Source organism: Flavobacterium sp. DW-iso2 (assembly GCF_058725285.1).
Genome location: NZ_JBZXDY010000013.1, coordinates 40,075 through 58,506 on the forward strand (window position 1 = coordinate 40,075; position 18,432 = coordinate 58,506).

Here is an 18,432-nt window from a genome sequence, read left to right on the forward strand (position 1 = left end):
CCCGTTTACAAAGCGAGACGGATTTTTCTTATTCTTATTTCATACATAATACCATAATGTGCTTGTGGCCGTTTTGTACTAAACCTTTTTTATGAAGCATTTTTGTCTACTGTTTTTCTTTTTTACTTTTTCAGTCCAAGCTCAATTTCGGCTAAACGGAATTGTAAAAGAATCCATAACAAACAAACCGCTTGCTTTTGCCACCATCACTTCTGCTGCCGGTTTCACAACCATCTCTGACGTGGACGGAAAATTTAGTATTTTTTCAAAAAATAGTATTACCTCTTTTGACGTTTCCTACATAGGGCATTTTCGAATTACAGTCGCTGTTTTAAAAGAAAAAAATTATTACGCCGTTTTTCTAACGCCTAAAAGGGATGACTTAAAGGAAGTTTTTATTTCGAATACAAATCCTGCATTAGCCATTATAAAAAAGGTCATTGAAAATAAAAACAAAAATAATCCCCAATCAAGACTAAAAACTTTCGAATTCAAATCCTATAATAAACTGATTGTTTCCGCTAATCCTGACTCGTTAAAAGGAACTATTGACTCGGTATTTATTGAAAACTCAATTAGCAAAACCTTCTCTAAAATCGATTCCTCTGCTTATAAATTCAAAGAGATTATCAGCAAGCAACACTTATTTCAAACCGAGAAAGTCTCGCAATATCAGTTTGGAAACCAGAAATTAAAAGAAACGATTTTAGGAACAAAAATGGCCGGTTTTAAACAACCTGTTTATGAGATTTTAGGGTTCAATTTACAATCCTTTTCGGTCTATGATTCCAGTTATGAACTTTTCGAAACAAAGTACAACAGTCCAATTGCTAGGGATGCCTTAAGAGATTATAATTATAAATTACTTGACACCCTCGCGATAGATGGCAGAACGTCGTACATGATTTATTTTAAAAATAAAAAGAAAAGTAAGGCTTCAGGACTAGAAGGAGTGCTATATATTGATCAAACTAATTTTGCCGTTTCCAAGGCTATTATGCGAATAAAAGGAGTTCTTGACATCAGCGGAATCCATGAGTTCCAATACATAGCTCAAGAAAACATTTGGTTCCCCATTCGCAAAACGTTTAAAATTATAAAGGGAAAAAATGACGATGATATAAAAATCCTTGGTGGAACGATTCAATTTGACGGTGACGTTGAAAAAGACTTCCAAACCAGAAAAAAGACCCCTTCTGATTTTACGTATCTGCTGTCTAAAACCGATAACTTCGACATCCAGTATAATATTCCGCTGAAAATAAAACAAAGCTATATTTCTGTTGAAATAAAAGAAGATGCTATTAACAAACCAGAGCCTTTTTGGGACTCCTACCGAAAGGATAGTTTAGACATTCGAAGCCAAAAAACCTATTTGGCATTAGATAGTATCGCCATTAAAAGAAGAATTACAAGCCGCATTCGTTTTGGCAGAAAAGTCATCAACGGATTTTTACCTTTAGGATTTTTCGATATGGACTTGCGAAAAATTATCAGCTATAATAACTACGAAGGTTTTCGCTTGGGTTTTGGAGGCATAACAAATGACCAGTTTTTAAAAAATTTCAGAATTGAAGGCTATTCGGCATACGGCACAAAAGACGGGAATTTTAAATATAATGTAGGGTTGTCCGCTCGTGTGGGTCAATTTTCTGATTCCTGGATTGGTCTATCATACACTGACGACGTTAGGGAGATTGCCAATACTTTATATACTATCGAAAAAAGTCCTTTTAAACTCTACGATCCTCGACCTATAAACATTAGTACCTTTTACAACTATGTGAGTTGGAAAGCTTCTTTCAAGACTCAAATTATTCCAAAAACAGAAAGTCTTTGGACGCTCAATCGCTCAGAAATCGAACCCAAATTCAACTATGTCTATAATTTAAATAACAAACTATATACGAATTACATCATGACAACGGCTATGGTTTCGCTGCAATGGAGTCCTTTCAGTGACTATATGCAAACGCCAACGGGCAGAGTTGAAGTTGAAAAACGTTTTCCGAAATTTACTTTTCAGTTCACACAGTCCTTACCAAAAGTATTAGACAATGATTTTGAATTTAGCAAAATAGATTTTAAAACCGAATATGAGAAGAAATATTTGAATGGCCAAAAAACAAATTTACTATTCGAAGCAGGTTACGCTACAGGCGATATTCCGTTGACCCATTTGTACAATACTTCTCCAAATAATATTACAAAAGAAACCATCATTCAAAGAATCACCTTTGCAGGAAAAAACAGTTTTGAAACAATGTATTTCAATGAATTTTTCTCGAATGAGTTTGTTTATTTCCAATTTAAGCACGGCTTTAACAGAGTGACTATTTTCAAAAAAGTCAAACCTTCCTTAGTTCTAGTATCCAGAATGGCGTGGGGAAATTTACAAAAACCAGAGCAACATGCAGGATTAAATTACAAAACCCTTAATGAAGGTTATTTTGAATCTGGAATAGAACTCAATCAAATTTTTAAAGGACTAGGACTTACCGCATTTTACCGTTATGGCCCCAATCAATTGCTTCGATTTGAAGATAATATTGCCATAAAGCTGAGCTATGTTCTTAACTTGGGACTCTAGTGACTGGAAACAAACTTTAATCCAATAATTGAAGCAATTAAAGTCGTCAAAAAGAAGATTCTCCAAAAAGTAGCCGGCTCTTTGAATACAAGAATCCCTACCAAAACAGTTCCTACGGCTCCTATACCCGTCCACACAGCATAAGCAGTACCAATAGGTAATTCTTGGGTTGCCTTGTACAGCAATAGCATGCTTATACTTAGGCAAACTAAAAACCCCAACATCCAATACGTAGATTCGACACCTTTTGTTTCATTGGCTTTGCCTAAACAAGAGGCAAAACCTACTTCGAAGAATCCTCCAATGATTAATAAAATCCAATTCATAATTACGGTTTAATAATTAAAACAGACGGAACGCCAATCAACCAATCGCTATCTGAGTCCAGTACTGATTTCCAGCTTTCGAGGCTAATGAGCATTAAGTCCTGCTTTTCCAGAAAGGGCAAACTTACTAACTTATCTATAACTATTGATAAATTATCGGGATGTATTTGTTCTAATGAAGTCACGGCACTTTGAATAACAAAATTATTTTTTACATGTCCGTTTACATCTAAAACAGTGATTTTAGAATTGTTATTGTAAATTAATTTTTGGGCGTAATCAATTAAAAAAGAATCATCTGATTTAAAAATTGGAATAAACACATGATCTATATCTTGAAATTCTTTATCGATTAAAATTCCCAACGGCATCTTTGTTTTGGCAACAATTTGGCGGGTTCGTTCGTCAAAAGGAGAGTTTTCAAACAAGCCTTCCTTACCCGTAAATTTGTCAATCAATCGATCCGGGTTTATGATCCTAGTGGTAAACCCAATAACTTTCCCGAGAATAGTCCCTTCAAAAATAGATTTCCCTAAACCAACAAGCAATAAGTCATAATCCCCTTGATTTGCTACATCTACAATCTCCGACTCGATATCGATGGTTGCTTTAAAAATGGTCTCAATTTCTATACTCAACATTTCTGATTCTTCAAAGATAGGTAAGAAACTGTCTTTTTCTTTCTCTTCCAAGTTGAATGTATGCAGTTCATCACTTAGAGATAAATGCATTGCAGTAACAATGGAGCTGCTTTTTTGCTTTTTGGTTAGGCTATTCGCTAATCGCAGTAGTGATTTCCCTTTCTCGTTATTTCCAAATGAAAATAGTATTCTGTATTTACTATAGTTAATTATTTCTTCGGCATCAGGCACACTCTTGTCTTTAAACAAATAATTAATCAAATCTAAAGCAGGCCCGGTCATAAAAGTGGTCACCAGCGCCATAATAACCATCATCGTAAAAACTTCAGGAGTTAAAACCTTAAGCTCTAATCCTATATTTAATACTATCAGTTCCATTAGCCCTCTGGTGTTCATCAAAGCGCCAATCGTTAAGCTGTCTTTCCAGTTTTGCCCGACAAACTTTGCTGCCAAAGCGCTTCCCAAGAACTTACCCACAACAGCAACCATAATAATTGCTGCGGTAACTTTCCATAAATACGGATCATTTATAAGTCCGATTTCAGTTTTCAAACCTGTGAACACAAAAAACAAAGGCAACAAAAGTATCACCGAAACATCTTCTACTTTTTCGATAAATATCATTCGGAATTTAGAAACATCCGGCATAATTGATCCCATCATAAAAGCGCCAAAAAGGGCATGAATACCAATTACCTCTGTAGCGTAAGAAGAAAGAATTAGAAAAAGAAAGAAAATTGCCATAACGGGTTTCCCAATACTGTCTTTAGAACCGTACAAATCACCAATTCTTTTCAAAAACGGTTTTACGATAAAAATCATTGCCATAACGTATACGACAGCCAACGAAATGACATAAAGTGAACCCACAAAATCTCCTGCCTTAACAATCGCAATTACTACTGCTAATAAACACCAAGCCGTTATATCATCTGCGGCCGCACAGGTAATAACAATTGCACCTAATTTAGTCTTATGAATCCCTCTTTCTTGTACAATTCTGGCCAAAACAGGAAAAGCGGTGATACTCATGGCGATTCCCATAAACAAACTAAAAGAAAGAAACTCTACCCCCGCCGGAGCAAATTTATTATAAACAAAATAAGACAATCCTATTCCCAATGCAAATGGAATCACAATACTCGCATGACTGATTACTACTGCTTCGCTTGCTTTGTTTTTAAGTACTTTAATATCGAGCTCCATCCCTATAACGAACATAAAAAGAATTAATCCTATCTGACTAAGAAACTTTAAATTACCAAGGGATTCAACAGGAAACAAAGCAGCAGAAAAACCAGGAAAATACATTCCTACCAAAGAAGGCCCGAGCACGATACCAGCTATAATTTCACCAATAACAGTGGGCTGTCCAATCTTCTTGAAAATCCAGCCAAAAAGCCGAGCCATCAGGATAATCATTACAATTTGAGCCAAAAGTATAGCCAAAGGATCTTCAAAATTATGTTTCATAGACATAATAAAATCGTTCCAAGAACTATGAGTAGAGTCTGAGACAACCAATGCTTCTTTTCCTTCTAGTTCCTTTCCTTTATTAATTATCCAATAGATCAAAGCGGTGAAACCACCGGTCACCGTCAAATAAAACAGCGTGTTTTTATATTTTCTTAAATCCATTTTACACTCGTGTATTAACTTTACAAAATCACACAAAGATGTAAAATTCTATAATACGTTTTACAAGGCAAAATTTAATTTTTTAGCGAAATTAAAAAAGGAATCAAACAGTGGAAAGCGAACCATAAACCAGATAAAAAGATTTTCATAAATTATAGCTTTTGCGGTGGTATTCACTACCTTTGCACCCATTTTTAGTACACTTATGAAAAAGAAATTAAAAGTAGGGTTTTGGGAATTTATTGCCCGTATCGTACTTAAAAACCGAATCGTTATCCTTGGTGTTATTGTTTTTATAACGCTTTTTTTAGCACTGCAATGGAAAAACATACAGTTTTCGTTTACGGAAGCTAATCTACTGCCAGACAACCACATCATCAATAAAGAATACAACGCCTTTTTAGACAAATTTGGCGAAGAGGGAAATTTGATTGTTGTCGGTGTTAAAGACGATGCTTTTTTTACACCCAAAGCATTTGCTGCTTGGAATAAATTAACGACAGAAATAAAAGTACAAAAAGAAGTGGATCTGATTATTTCAATCAGTGACTTGAAGAAATTGCAAAAAAATGATTCCCTTCAAACTTTTGAATTAGTGCCGTTTGTTGACCAAGCAAAAACAGTTAATCAGGCGTACCTAAACACTATCAAAAAAGATTTATTCGAAAACATGCCCTTTTACGAGGGTCTCCTCTTCAATAAAAGAAACGGAACGATCCGCTCAGCAATCTATTTAGATAAAAAAATCGTCAATACAGCGCACCGTAAAGATTATATCGTAAATGATTTTATCCCAAAAATAGAAGCTTTCGAAAAAGAAACGGGCATTGATTTACGTGTTTCTGGGATGCCTTACATCAGGACATTGAATGCGATGAGCATCATGAGTGAAATTAGTTTATTCATTGGCGTTTCTTTATTGCTGACTTCGTTGATATTCTTTTTCTTTTTCCGTTCCTACAGAGCTACCCTAATTGCAATTATAATTGTAATCATAGGGGTTATGTGGACGTTTGGACTGCTTGGATTATTCCATTATCAAATCACCGTACTTACCGCGCTAGTCCCTACTTTGGTGATCGTAATCGGGATTCCCAATTGTATTTTCTTGACTAATAAATACCAACAGGAATATATTGCTCATGGAAATAAAGCCCGTGCATTGCAACGCGTAATTACAAAAGTAGGAACCGCTACCTTGATGACCAACTTAACTACAGCTGCCGGTTTTGCCACTTTTATCATTACTAATAGTGAGTTGTTGAAAGAGTTTGGTATCATTTCCTCATTAAGTATTGTTGCACTGTTTTTTTTATGCCTTATCATCATACCAATTTACTACAGCTATCAACCTGTTCCAAAAGAAAAACACCTGAGACATTTGAGCCGCAATTACACGAAAGTGTTCATGGCCTGGATTGAAAAAACGGTAAGATACAACAGACGACATGTCTATCTTGTGGCTATATTTTTATTTTTAATAAGCAGCATAGGTGCTTTCAAAATTAAAACATCAGGAAGTTTAATTGAAGACATGCCAAAAAATACAGGCTTCTTTAAAGATATTCTTTTTTTCGAAAAAGAATTTGACGGTATCATGCCACTTGAAATTACGATTGACACCAAAAGAAAAAAAGGAGTTATGAAACTCTCTACCTTAAGAAAGATGGATGAGCTTCAAGAGACGATAGAAGAAATTCCGGAGCTTTCAAAACCAATCTCTATTCTAAATTTGGTTAAATATTCTAAGCAGGCATACTACAATGGTAATCCTGAATATTACGAATTACCTACTTCTCAAGAGCAAAGTTTTATTTTGGGTTATGCAAAAAACGCATCTAAAAACACCCAAAATAACATCATGAAAAGTTATGTGGACAGCACGGGACAAGTAGCCCGAATTACCACCTTCATGAGAGACATTGGTACGGGAAACATGGCTAAAATAGAACAAAAACTACTTGATAAAACCAATAAAATATTCCCCTCTGATCGCTATAAAGTGGTAATGACTGGGAAAGCATTAGTTTTTGAAAAAGGAACAAAATACCTACTTGACAACTTAGTCAGCTCGCTTCTTTTTGCTGTATTTTTAATTTCATTGTTGATGATTTTCATGTTCCGCTCGTTTAAAATGGTGGTCATTTCGTTAATCCCTAATCTATTGCCGCTAATGATTACTGCAGGATTGATGGGCTATTTCGGCATTCCGCTTAAGCCATCGACGATCTTAGTTTTTAGTATTGCTTTCGGACTTTCAGTAGATGACACCATCCATTTCTTGGCCCAATACCGTCAAGAGTTAACTCGAAATAACTGGAAAATAAAAAAATCTGTTTTTGCGACACTAAAAGAAGCTGGAATCAGTATGTTTTACACCTCAGTGGTATTGTTTGCAGGATTCTCTGTGTTTTTGCTTTCTGATTTTGGAGGAACAGTAGCCCTAGGTGGATTAATTGCCATAACGCTAGCGTTCGGGATGTTGTCTAACTTGATGTTATTGCCTTGTTTGGTATTAACTTTAAACAAATCGTTAGCGAACAAACAGGAATTTATCGAGCCTAAAATTGATATTTTGAGTAACAGAGAAGAAGACGAAAATCTAGATAAATAATCGGCACACTTCTTTTAAAATCATGCCTTATAAAACTCACTAAAGCTTCCCCTCTTTCTAGACGGGAAGCTTTTTTTATAAAGGCAACTTCTGATTATTATAACTTCCTTTTTAAAATGGGTATATTTGGAAATCATGAAATTTCAATTGCAGAAGATATAATCTCATAGATTATAATAGACCTTTTTGTCTACGCTATAAATACATTTGGTACTTTCGCTGCAGAATTTCGCAGGTGGAGTCGTTATTTTAATTCTAAAACCCTTTCACGTAGGAGATTTCATTGAAGCCCAAGGCTATACCGGAACCGTAAAGGAGATTAGCATTTTCTCTACTATGTTGAATACCGCAGACAAGAAATTAGTCATAATTCCTAATGGGCCCCTTTCGACTGGTGCGCTTATCAATTTTTCTGCCGAGCCACTACGACGAGCAGATTGGACAATGGGAATAGCGTACGGTGATGATGTCGGAAATTTCAAAAAGGCGATTAATGATTTCATTGCTGAGGACAGCCGAATTTTAAAAGACCCTGCTCCTTTTATGGGCTTATCTGAACTTGCTAATAGTTCAGTAAATTTTACCGTTAGAGTCTGGGTTGACGGCGCAGACTATTGGGGTGTATTTTTCGATAGGAATGAGAAAGTGTATACTCGTTTTGGAGATTACAAACTCAATATTACTTTTCCTCAAATGGATGTTCACGTTCATAATAATAAATAAGTAAAACGATTAGCGCAGTAATAAGTCTGTGTTATTGTTTTTTTATTGGAGTAAACACTGATTCTGTTAGACTTGAACTCCTATGCTTTTAATTAATTTCTTTCACTCACTTTCGCCAAAGCAACTTCTAGACTTTTACTGTCTGAAAGCACTTTAGCTATAAACCCTTCTTTATTAATAATAAAATGGGTAGGAAACGCATTAAGTTGAAGCGTTAAATTCATATACGTTTTCAAATTAGGAACAACGGAATAGGAAAGCGGTTTTCTTGCTAAAAAAGCCTTTAATTGCTCTGGTGAATCTTCGGCTAGACTTATAAAAACGATGTCTTTTCTATTTTTGTAGTTGCTTACTAATTGATTGACTTCTGGAAATTCTTTAATGCAAGCTGCACAATGAATGTACCAGCATTTTAGAACTACAATCTTTCCGTTTAGATTTTCATTTGTTATCAAATTACCGTTTAAATCATTAAATGAAAATTCAGGAAATGGTTCGCCCTCTTTTTTATAGTTTTGAATTTCATTGTATGCTGTCTCGGCAATGGAAGCTTTTATGCTTGTATCTGATGTGGGTTCAATCTTAAAAAGCTGATACTGAAAAACACTTTTCTCTGATTCTAATCGGATGGGGATGTTGTTCCCTTCAATGAGTTTCTGTAGAAATTCCGCTTTAGTAATTTCTTTCGAATTTGAATCTAATGCTACAAAATCTTGAGAAAGCATGACATTCTCTTTTTGATAGTTGCGCCAATCCAAATAGGTTTTTTGAACGGAAATAGGATTCACCTCTGGTTTCCCTAATTTAACTTGACCATTACAAGATGCGAAAATTAAAACTAAAGAAAGAGTATAAAACAGTTTTTTCATGGTTAGTAAGTAAACCACAAATTTAGTTGACTTATTTTATAAACACTAAAAAATAAACACGACCTTATTTTTCATCTTCTAAATAGCAACTTGTGTTCATTGAGATAATTTGAAAATTGATTGACAAAACGGAAATTCCCTCGCTCCTCGAAGTCTTCTCAAAAAAAATATTATTAGAAACTGTATGTTGTACGAATGTCTCCGACTTCGTACTCGTTCCAATATTCTATTTTATCATTTATGAACTCCTTCTATTTTTAACGTTTGCCCATCGTTGTCGCTACGAAGTCGGGAGGTATTTCATGTTTCTTTGATGAAAACCCATAATCCCACTACTGCCTAGCCCCGATAGTAGCGGCATCCTTTTACTTTTCCTTAAAAAGTAAAAGATATAGCGAATAGCGGGTGTTAAATAATTTATTTATCTTTTATACTTTTTATTATAGATCCTGTCTTTTGATGGAATTTTTTATTACAAGCAAAATAATTACGGAATCAAAGTCATTGAGAGGAACGAAACAATCACACTTACTAGATGAGTATTTTGGTTATCCTTGCTAGTGAGATTGCTTCGTATCCTGAGATATATTGCTTTCTTTTCTAATAAATAAAGTTTTGAAAGACTGATGTTTTATTAGAAAAGTTTTCCTCTTTTATCAGCTAGGCATTAGAATGAACACAATATATTGTTTATTTTAATCCCTCTTATTTACTGTTGATTTTTTTTTCACAAATCACTTATTATTTATAGATCAAACAACTTATATTTGCAAATAAAAATTCAAAAAAAAACATGAGAATCATTACATTTTTAAGTACTTTAACTATTTTAGCAGTTACTATTTCTTGTTCTTCATCCGATAACGAATTACCCTCTTCAGGAAACGATCAACCTGATAATTCTCAAACAACAATCAATACAAAACCATTATCAGTTACGTATCCATATGATTCAAACTATAACTTAGCTTATTCACAAGAACAGAAAACATTTACATATGAAAATGAAAAGGTATCTAAGATAACTTATGGAGGATTTGTTTATAGTGTAAAATATACTAATTCTAACCTTATTGAATTAGATTTATTACAAGAGAACGTTTCAAATACAGATATAAAAGAAAAAAAATCTATCTATCTAAACAATAATAATGTTCAGTATATTTTAATAGACAATACTACAATATATTCAAACCGCGTAGAACACATTAAAGATTCTATTTCTTATAGTTACATCAATAATTTTCCTTCTAAAATTGAATATTACCAAAAAACACCTGGCAAAACCCCATATTCTTTGTCCAAAAAAATCGAATTTACAATTAGTAATGGCAACATCACAACCTCTAAAACAACTGATAATCAAGAAACTGAAACAAGAAATTACACATATGACAATAATCCTCATATAAAATATGGAGAGTTAGCATATGAAACTCCTTTGAATCTTCAAATTGAGTATATTTTAATTCATGACAAAATTGGTATTGAAAATTTAAACAATATTACTTCTGTTAGTCAAACAATAGAAAGTCCTTACAGTTCATTAATGTATTATAAAACTATTAATTATACGAGAAAAATTGATACAAACAACAGATTACTAGAAATTTCAATGACTGGAACAACATTGGTAACTTCATCTTCAAGTACTGTTAATAAAGAATTTGTTGATCAAAAAATCAAACTTGCCTATTAAATTTATATCATAAAATTACACAAAGAAATACTTTTATCGAAGCTCTTTTAAAATTCAAGGTTTAGAATTTTAAAAGAGCTTCATTATTTCTGATAAACTGTTATAATTTCTGCATTAAAAAATTTCTTAAAGCACTAAAACAGTAAGATAACAGATGCAAAACACAGATAAATATATTAATAAATACTTTAAGAACTAGTGCCTTTTAAAGTGTACTCTATTTGCTTTTATATTTTGACCTAATAGAGAATCGCAAATATCTTTCTTTAACTGTAACACAAAGTCAGAATCAATTATATACTTATGTACTTCATATTTTTCAACTTAATAACTCCAAAGACCCGATTCTTTTCTGTAAAATTTCTAATACTGCAATGTATTTAGTCCCTATAGTCGAATTGCTCTTGCAATTACCTTTTACTTTTTTCTTTAAAAAGTAAAAGATATAGCGAATAGCGGGAAAAAGCTCCATATTGAGACATTCCCTATAATGACAATTAAAACAAATCAATTATATTTGCATTTACTATTCTTCGATACCTTTTGATATCATCAATGGTATAGTTAAAAATCTAAAATTAAAATGAGACATACAAGAGTTAAAGACTTACTAAACAGTACAACGGCGCTTCATGAAGTAAATGCGAAAGGATGGGTGCGAACTTTTAGAAACAATCAATTTATCGCTTTAAATGATGGATCGACCATCAATAATATACAATGTGTTGTCGATTTTGAGAACACTCCTGATGAAACTTTAAAAAGAATTACTACTGGTGCTGCTATTTCTGTAACAGGAACTTTGGTCGAAAGTAAAGGCGCGGGACAAAAATTTGAGATCCAAGTTGCAAAACTAGAGATCCTAGGAGATTCAGACGCTGAAAAATTTCCGATACAACCAAAGAACAAACCAAGTTTAGATTACTTGCGTGAAAATGCACATTTACGTGTGCGTACCAATATGTTTGGTGCGATTATGCGTGTGCGTTCGGTTTTGTCGTATGCCGTTCATAGTTATTTCCAAGAAAAAGGGTTTGTGTATGTGAATACGCCTATCATAACCGGATCTGATGCTGAAGGCGCTGGTGAAATGTTTAAAGTTACTACTTTGCCATTTGACGGTACACCAAGAACTGAGGACGGAAAAGTAAATTATAAAGAAGACTTCTTTGGAAAAGAAACCAACTTGACGGTTTCTGGACAATTAGAAGGAGAGACTTTTGCAATGGCTTTAGGACAGATATACACTTTTGGGCCTACATTTAGAGCCGAAAACTCGAATACTTCTCGTCATCTTGCTGAGTTTTGGATGATTGAGCCAGAAGTAGCGTTCAATGATTTGAATGACAATATGGACTTGGCCGAAGATTTTATTCAGTACGTTATCAAGTACACAATGGAGAAATGTCCAGAGGATTTGAAATTTCTAGAAACTCGTTTATTAGACGAAGAAAAATCAAAACCACAAGCCGAAAGAAGCGAAATGGCTTTGCTTGACAAATTGAATTTTGTTTTGGAAAACAATTTTAAACGCGTATCTTATACTGAAGCAATTGATATTTTAAGAGATTGCACTCCTAATAAAAAGAAAAAATTCAACTATATCATTAACGAATGGGGCGCTGACTTACAATCAGAACACGAGCGTTATTTAGTTGAAAAACACTTTAAATGTCCGGTAATCTTGTTTGATTATCCTGCAAATATTAAAGCGTTTTACATGCGTTTGAACGAAGACGGAAAAACGGTTCGTGCGATGGATATCTTATTCCCTGGAATTGGAGAAATCGTGGGAGGATCACAAAGAGAAGAGCGTTTTGATGTTTTGGTCGAAAAAATGAAAGCCTTGGGAATTGACGAAGAAGAATTATGGTGGTATTTAGATACTAGAAGATTTGGTTCTGCAGTTCACTCTGGTTTCGGACTTGGATTCGAAAGATTGGTGCTTTTTGTAACTGGAATGACAAACATACGTGATGTAATTCCTTTTCCAAGAACACCATTGAACGCGGAATTTTAATTTTTACCGCAAAGTATTTTTTAAAATGTTTCGCCACGAAGACGCTAGGGCACTAAGAAAAATTAAAGATATTTTACAATAAAAGTAATTTATAACTTGGCGCCTTTATGTCTTAACGGCAATTTAAACATGATTACTGAGAGAACCGAAGAGATTGCTAGAATAATTGTTAATTTGGCTTTCAAAGTTCATAAAGAACTTGGTCCGTGTTGATTTGAAAGAGTTTATGAAGTTTGCTTAGCACACGAAATAAGTAAAGTGGGTCTTGATGTAAAAAGACAAATAGACAATCCTATCGTTTATGATGGTATTGAATTTAATGAAGGTTTACGACTGGATCTATTAGTTGAAGATAGTATTATCATTGAAGTAAAAGCAGTAGAGTTAGTAAACCCTGTTTGGGAGGCTCAAATCATAAGCCATCTGAAATTACTAAATAAAGATTTGGGGTTTTTGATTAATTTTAAGATCCCACTAATAAAAAGTGGCATCAGAAGATTTATAAACACCAAAAAGAATTATTAAAAAAACACTTTGAGCCTTAGTGGCAAAAAATACGGTTTTCAAAGAAAATAAATAACAAAAAACTTTGCGCCTTTGCGTCTTAGTGGCTGAAATAAATTAGTGCCTTATTATGCTAAAGCAATTTTTAAATTTAAAGTTATCCCAGAAATTATCTCCTCAGCAAATCCAGTTGATGAAGTTAATTCAATTGCCTACGCAAGCATTTGAACAACGTTTGATGGAAGAGATGAATGAAAACCCCGCTTTGGAAGCAGGGAAAGAAGAAGATGAGTACGAAAAAGACGAGTTTGAAAACGAAGACTATGACGACTATGATGATTCTGAATCCGATCGTGTTGACGCAGAAGACATCAATATCGACGAATATCTAAGTAGTGACGATACCCCGGATTATAAAACCCAAACGAACAATTATAGTGATGATGATGAAGATCGTGAATCTCCATTAGCAGCGCCTGTTAGTTTTCATCAGGATCTTATCAATCAGTTGAATACGTTTATCTTGAACGATGACGAACGAGATATTGCTGAATTTTTAGTAGGTAGCATCGACGACATGGGCTATATCCGTCGTAGTGTCTCGGATATCGTCGACGACATGGCATTCACTCAAGCACTTTACACTGATGAAGCTACTGTAGAAAGGATGTTACATGTCATCCATGAATTAGAACCTTCAGGCGTGGGCGCCCGCGACTTACAGGAATGTTTGTTGTTGCAATTGAAACACAAAACACCAACGGAATCAGTAGAATTAGCGACTGATATTATCGAAAATCAATTTGATGCCTTTACAAAAAAGCATTACGATAAATTAATACAAAAATATAATATTTCGAATGAGCAGCTTAAAAAAGCAATTCACGAAATAGAAAAACTCAACCCAAAACCGGGTGGTGCTTTTACCGGAAACAACAAAATTACAGAAAATGTAGTTCCCGATTTTGCCATTAGAATCATTGACGGCGAACTGGAATTAACCTTAAACGGTCGTAATGCTCCTTCCCTGCATGTTTCAAAGGATTACCAGGAAATGATGCAGACCTATAAAGAATCTACTGATAAATCAGGCTCTCAAAAAGATGCGGTTCAGTTTATCAAGCAAAAATTAGATTCGGCTAAGTGGTTTATAGATGCAATTAGACAACGTCAGGAAACGCTTTTTGTTACGATGAATGCGATTATGCATTATCAGGAGGAATACTTTCTTGAAGGAGATGAAACGAAGTTAAAACCAATGATTTTGAAAGACATTGCTGATTTAGTAGGTCTTGATATTTCGACTATTTCCCGTGTAGCAAACAGCAAGTATGTTGAAACTCCTTACGGAACTAAACTGATCAAAGAGTTTTTCTCGGAAGCTATGAAAAATGATCAGGGAGAAGATGTTTCGACTTTGGAAATCAAAAAAATTCTTCAAAACATTCTTGAGGAAGAAGACAAGAAAAAACCATATCCAGACGATCAACTAGCTGAATTACTTAAAGAAAAAGGATATCCTATTGCTAGAAGAACCATAGCTAAATACAGAGAACAACTGGATATTCCTGTGGCGCGAATGAGGAAGAAGATTTAAAAGTGTTGATTTTTTTTTAAAATCAAGTAAGCTTTAGATTCCTTCACCTTGAAAATACTTAGCAAAATGTATAACTAGAAACTAAATCGCAAATAGTTTAAAAATATTTCTAGCTAAAAAACAAAAAACCCTTTCTGAGCATCAGAAAGGGTTTTGAATTATATGCATTGCACTCAAGCTATACCTCCCTCTTCTTTGGAGAGGGCCGGGGAGAGGATTTTATTTTTCCTCCTGATCTTTTCTCATCGCGTGGTAATAAGCAGCACGACTCAAAGGTTCATATTCTTCTGTTTCTCCCAGCATGACCAATTTGTCATTGTCGGTTTTTCGAAAACTGTAATTCGCTAAATTTCCGGTGCGCGTACAAACCGCATGAACTTTGGTTACATATTCGGCAGTCGCCATTAGTGCTGGCATGGGGCCAAAAGGATTTCCTTTAAAGTCCATATCTAATCCAGCTACAATCACACGAATTCCTTGGTTAGCCAAATCATTGCATACTCGCACGATTTCATCGTCAAAAAATTGTGCTTCATCAATCCCTACAACATCACAGCCTTGCGCTAAAATCGCAATGTTTGCAGCTGCAGGCACCGGCGTAGAACGAATTTCATTAGCATTATGAGACACCACCATTTCATCATGATAGCGAGTATCAATGGCGGGTTTAAATATTTCTACTTTCTGTTTGGCAAATTGCGCTCTTTTCAGACGTCTAATAAGTTCCTCGGTTTTACCCGAAAACATCGAACCGCAGATAACTTCGATCCAACCAAATTGTTCTTTATGATTTACTGTATTTTCGAGAAACATTTTGTATTTTTCTAACTTAAAAAATGAATAGTTTTTATTACTTTGTAATGTAATAAACCGACTTAAGATTTTATACTTTTACGTAGTCTCAAAAGTAGAAAATTTTTATCAATTCAATGATTTGTGAACGCTTAATTAAAAATTAAATGTTCCCTATAAAAGGATCTTATTCCTTTAACAGAATAAAAATCATCGGAAATTACAAACACATACGCCATAAATACCAAATTCAAACGTCATGAAAAAAAAATTGGAAGCCGATTTAGTCAGCATTGCTCACAGAATATTACAACTTAAGAATAAGTCTGACATCAATCAATTGTTTTTGGAAACCCAAAAACTATATGAAAAATTGTCGGTTTTACGATTTGTTAATGAGCATTATGGTACAATCAAGCCTACAATAGGCCATGCTGAAATTGAAAAAGAAATCGAAGCTTTTTATGATAAAAGTGACGAACTGCCTGTCGAGACCATGATCGAAATGACTGAATTCGTTCCCATAGAAGAGTTTCCTACGAGAGAAGTTCCAACAGAAGAGGTGATTTTCGAATATACTCCTGTAGAAGAAATTCCTGCCGAAGAAGCATATATACAGGAACCTATCGCAACAGAAGAACCTATAAAAGAGAAAAGTAGTACTACAGAGGAGGAAAAAGAACTTACTACAGAAGAGATAAATGATTTAGGTGATTTTGCAGCAGATATAGCAGAGCAGCCATTAGAAGACATCGAAGCTATCGAAGAGGAAACCTCAAACAATGAAATTGAAACCAACGAAACAGCGGAAGAAGAACAACTAACAGAAGAAACCGAAGTTGAAGCTCCAAAGGACGCGGAAACCATGCAGATTTCTTTTGAAGATTTACTTGGAGGCTATTATAGCGAACCTGATTTTGTAAAGGTCGAAGAAGTACAAGCATTACCGCCGGAAACTGTATTTGAAGCTATAGAAAAAACAGAAGAGAAGGAAACACCTCCAACTAAACCAGTCGAAAAAACTGGGGAATCAAAACCGGTTTCACTGAATGACACGTTTTCAAAAGGAATTGAAATCGATCTCAATGACCGAATCGCATTTGTAAAACACCTTTTTGGAAACAGTAATGAAGATTACAATAGAGTGTTGAACCAATTGATCACTTTTAACAATTTCTACGAAACACGAAATTTTATAGAAGAAATGGTAAAACCCGACTATAACAATTGGGAGGGAAAAGATGATTATGCCGAACGTTTTATGGATATCATTGAGAAAAAATTCCTTTAAATATATTTCAAAGTACTAATAAAACTCCCGCATAACAGCGTATGTCAAAATTATATATAGTTCCCACGCCAATAGGTAATCTTGAAGACATGACCTTTAGAGCCATCAGGATTCTAAAAGAAGTCGATTTGATTCTTGCCGAAGATACCCGCACCAGCGGAAAACTCCTGAAGCATTTTGAGATTGGCACCCACATGCACAGTCATCACATGCACAATGAGCATAAAACCATCGAGAATTTAATCTCACGATTAAAAGCGGGTGAAACCATCGCACTAATATCTGATGCTGGAACGCCTGCCATCTCAGACCCTGGGTTTTTATTGACCCGCGCTTGTGTCGAAAATGGAATAACCGTAGAATGCCTTCCGGGCGCTACAGCCTTTGTCCCCGCATTAGTTAATAGCGGATTGCCAAATGACAAATTTATTTTTGAAGGATTTTTACCTGAAAAAAAGGGACGACAAACCCGATATTTAGAGCTTGCCGAAGAAACGAGAACAATGATTCTCTATGTTTCTCCACATAAATTGGTGAAAACACTAGCAGAATTTATCATCTATTTTGGCGAAGACCGACAAATTTGTGTTTCCCGTGAACTTTCAAAATTGCATGAAGAAAACGTCAGAGGAACAACCCGAGAAGTGTTAACGCATTTTGAAAAAACGGCGCCACGAGGCGAAATTGTTGTGGTAATAGGCGGAAAACCAATCATTAAAGAAGTGAAAAAAAGTAAATTCCAAAAAGACGAAGAATAAACGATACAAACATGACTCTAGATTTATTTCTTACCAAATTAACAAATACTCCAAAAGAGATTTCATTTTCAGAAACGATTGCGGTTATTGAGGAAAATTATAATTTCTCTCCCACGGCATTCGAAAATGGATTACAACACAATGCAGCAGGAGAGAACTCAGGTTCTTGTAAGTTGTTTGCTTTCGCCGAGATGCAAAATTTCTCTGAATCAGCAACATTATCTTGCTTTGGCGCTTATTATTATGAAGAAGTTTTAGGAGATCCTGAAGGAACAAATCACCAGAACATTAGAAACTTCATGAAAACTGGCTGGGACGGAATTGCCTTTTACGGTGAGGCTTTGATTGTAAAATAATTTCGTTTTATACG

Annotated in this window: 13 protein-coding genes and 1 pseudogene; 10 read left to right on the plus strand and 4 right to left on the minus strand. The window is 34.6% G+C overall.

Annotation, left to right across the window (positions count from 1 at the left end):
- Positions 1-91 precede the first annotated feature (91 nt).
- On the plus strand, positions 92-2,590 hold the full coding sequence (locus AC4PRO_RS10510) for a DUF5686 family protein (RefSeq protein ID WP_492117310.1): 2,499 nt from the start codon (positions 92-94) through the stop codon (positions 2,588-2,590).
- Here AC4PRO_RS10510 and AC4PRO_RS10515 read toward each other — a convergent pair.
- Complete coding sequence (locus AC4PRO_RS10515) at positions 2,587-2,916, minus strand: DMT family transporter (RefSeq protein WP_492117311.1); 330 nt, start codon at positions 2,914-2,916, stop codon at positions 2,587-2,589. The genes AC4PRO_RS10510 and AC4PRO_RS10515 overlap by 4 nt on opposite strands.
- Positions 2,917-2,918: 2 nt before the next feature.
- The gene (locus tag AC4PRO_RS10520; protein ID WP_492117312.1) at positions 2,919-5,195 is read right to left on the minus strand and encodes a cation:proton antiporter; all 2,277 of its coding nucleotides are present in this window, start codon (positions 5,193-5,195) and stop codon (positions 2,919-2,921) included.
- 205 nt (positions 5,196-5,400) lie between these two features.
- Between AC4PRO_RS10520 and AC4PRO_RS10525 the strand changes: the two genes are divergently transcribed.
- Together AC4PRO_RS10525 and AC4PRO_RS10530 are read left to right on the plus strand one after the other, a co-directional pair.
- On the plus strand, positions 5,401-7,809 hold the full coding sequence (locus AC4PRO_RS10525; RefSeq protein ID WP_492117313.1) for an efflux RND transporter permease subunit: 2,409 nt from the start codon (positions 5,401-5,403) through the stop codon (positions 7,807-7,809).
- Positions 7,810-8,016: 207 nt separating this feature from the next.
- The gene (locus AC4PRO_RS10530; protein WP_492117314.1) at positions 8,017-8,532 is read left to right on the plus strand and encodes a mechanosensitive ion channel family protein; all 516 of its coding nucleotides are present in this window, start codon (positions 8,017-8,019) and stop codon (positions 8,530-8,532) included.
- Positions 8,533-8,624: 92 nt separating this feature from the next.
- On the opposite strand, the gene AC4PRO_RS10535 is transcribed toward AC4PRO_RS10530, so the two are convergent.
- Positions 8,625-9,401: a TlpA family protein disulfide reductase gene (locus AC4PRO_RS10535; RefSeq protein WP_492117315.1), complete on the minus strand. Its 777-nt coding sequence runs from the start codon at positions 9,399-9,401 to the stop codon at positions 8,625-8,627.
- 793 nt (positions 9,402-10,194) lie between these two features.
- Here AC4PRO_RS10535 and AC4PRO_RS10540 point away from each other — a divergent pair.
- From AC4PRO_RS10540 to rpoN, 4 genes and pseudogenes are all read left to right on the plus strand, one after another.
- Positions 10,195-11,100, plus strand: a complete 906-nt coding sequence (locus tag AC4PRO_RS10540; protein ID WP_492117316.1) for a hypothetical protein — start codon at positions 10,195-10,197, stop codon at positions 11,098-11,100.
- 583 nt (positions 11,101-11,683) lie between these two features.
- Entirely contained in the window at positions 11,684-13,120 is a 1,437-nt protein-coding gene (gene asnS, locus AC4PRO_RS10545; RefSeq protein ID WP_492117317.1) for an asparagine--tRNA ligase, read from the plus strand.
- Between the two features lie 228 nt (positions 13,121-13,348).
- Positions 13,349-13,645, plus strand: a pseudogene (locus AC4PRO_RS10550) (GxxExxY protein); the annotation flags it as partial.
- A gap of 109 nt (positions 13,646-13,754) precedes the next feature.
- Positions 13,755-15,221 carry an RNA polymerase factor sigma-54 gene (gene rpoN / locus AC4PRO_RS10555; protein ID WP_492117318.1) on the plus strand — a complete coding sequence of 489 codons (1,467 nt, stop codon included), beginning with the start codon at positions 13,755-13,757 and terminating at the stop codon, positions 15,219-15,221.
- A 219-nt stretch (positions 15,222-15,440) separates the two neighbouring features.
- On the opposite strand, the gene AC4PRO_RS10560 is transcribed toward rpoN, so the two are convergent.
- Positions 15,441-16,034, minus strand: a complete 594-nt coding sequence (locus AC4PRO_RS10560; protein WP_492117319.1) for a thymidine kinase — start codon at positions 16,032-16,034, stop codon at positions 15,441-15,443.
- A gap of 238 nt (positions 16,035-16,272) precedes the next feature.
- Between AC4PRO_RS10560 and AC4PRO_RS10565 the strand changes: the two genes are divergently transcribed.
- Genes AC4PRO_RS10565 through AC4PRO_RS10575 form a run of 3 tightly spaced genes read left to right on the plus strand, consistent with a single transcriptional unit; the run spans position 16,273 to position 18,418 of the window.
- Complete coding sequence (locus AC4PRO_RS10565; RefSeq protein WP_492117320.1) at positions 16,273-17,304, plus strand: DUF8457 domain-containing protein; 1,032 nt, start codon at positions 16,273-16,275, stop codon at positions 17,302-17,304.
- Positions 17,305-17,345: 41 nt separating this feature from the next.
- Positions 17,346-18,062: a 16S rRNA (cytidine(1402)-2'-O)-methyltransferase gene (gene rsmI / locus AC4PRO_RS10570; protein ID WP_492117321.1), complete on the plus strand. Its 717-nt coding sequence runs from the start codon at positions 17,346-17,348 to the stop codon at positions 18,060-18,062.
- Positions 18,063-18,073: 11 nt separating this feature from the next.
- Positions 18,074-18,418, plus strand: coding sequence for a HopJ type III effector protein (locus AC4PRO_RS10575; RefSeq protein WP_492117322.1), 345 nt, complete (start codon positions 18,074-18,076; stop codon positions 18,416-18,418).
- The last annotated feature ends 14 nt before the right edge of the window (positions 18,419-18,432 follow it).

Excerpts from the sequence above, each read along its gene's own strand:
- asnS (WP_492117317.1), top strand. The coding sequence starts at position 11,684 with ATGAGACATACAAGAGTTAAAGACTTACTAAACAGTACAACGGCGCTT.
- AC4PRO_RS10575 (WP_492117322.1), top strand. The coding sequence starts at position 18,074 with ATGACTCTAGATTTATTTCTTACCAAATTAACAAATACTCCAAAAGAG.
- AC4PRO_RS10540 (WP_492117316.1), top strand. The coding sequence starts at position 10,195 with ATGAGAATCATTACATTTTTAAGTACTTTAACTATTTTAGCAGTTACT.
- rsmI (WP_492117321.1), top strand. The coding sequence starts at position 17,346 with ATGTCAAAATTATATATAGTTCCCACGCCAATAGGTAATCTTGAAGAC.
- AC4PRO_RS10510 (WP_492117310.1), top strand. The coding sequence starts at position 92 with ATGAAGCATTTTTGTCTACTGTTTTTCTTTTTTACTTTTTCAGTCCAA.
- rpoN (WP_492117318.1), top strand. The coding sequence starts at position 13,755 with ATGCTAAAGCAATTTTTAAATTTAAAGTTATCCCAGAAATTATCTCCT.
- AC4PRO_RS10515 (WP_492117311.1), bottom strand. The coding sequence starts at position 2,916 with ATGAATTGGATTTTATTAATCATTGGAGGATTCTTCGAAGTAGGTTTT.
- AC4PRO_RS10520 (WP_492117312.1), bottom strand. The coding sequence starts at position 5,195 with ATGGATTTAAGAAAATATAAAAACACGCTGTTTTATTTGACGGTGACC.
- AC4PRO_RS10565 (WP_492117320.1), top strand. The coding sequence starts at position 16,273 with ATGAAAAAAAAATTGGAAGCCGATTTAGTCAGCATTGCTCACAGAATA.
- AC4PRO_RS10535 (WP_492117315.1), bottom strand. The coding sequence starts at position 9,401 with ATGAAAAAACTGTTTTATACTCTTTCTTTAGTTTTAATTTTCGCATCT.
- AC4PRO_RS10560 (WP_492117319.1), bottom strand. The coding sequence starts at position 16,034 with ATGTTTCTCGAAAATACAGTAAATCATAAAGAACAATTTGGTTGGATC.
- AC4PRO_RS10525 (WP_492117313.1), top strand. The coding sequence starts at position 5,401 with ATGAAAAAGAAATTAAAAGTAGGGTTTTGGGAATTTATTGCCCGTATC.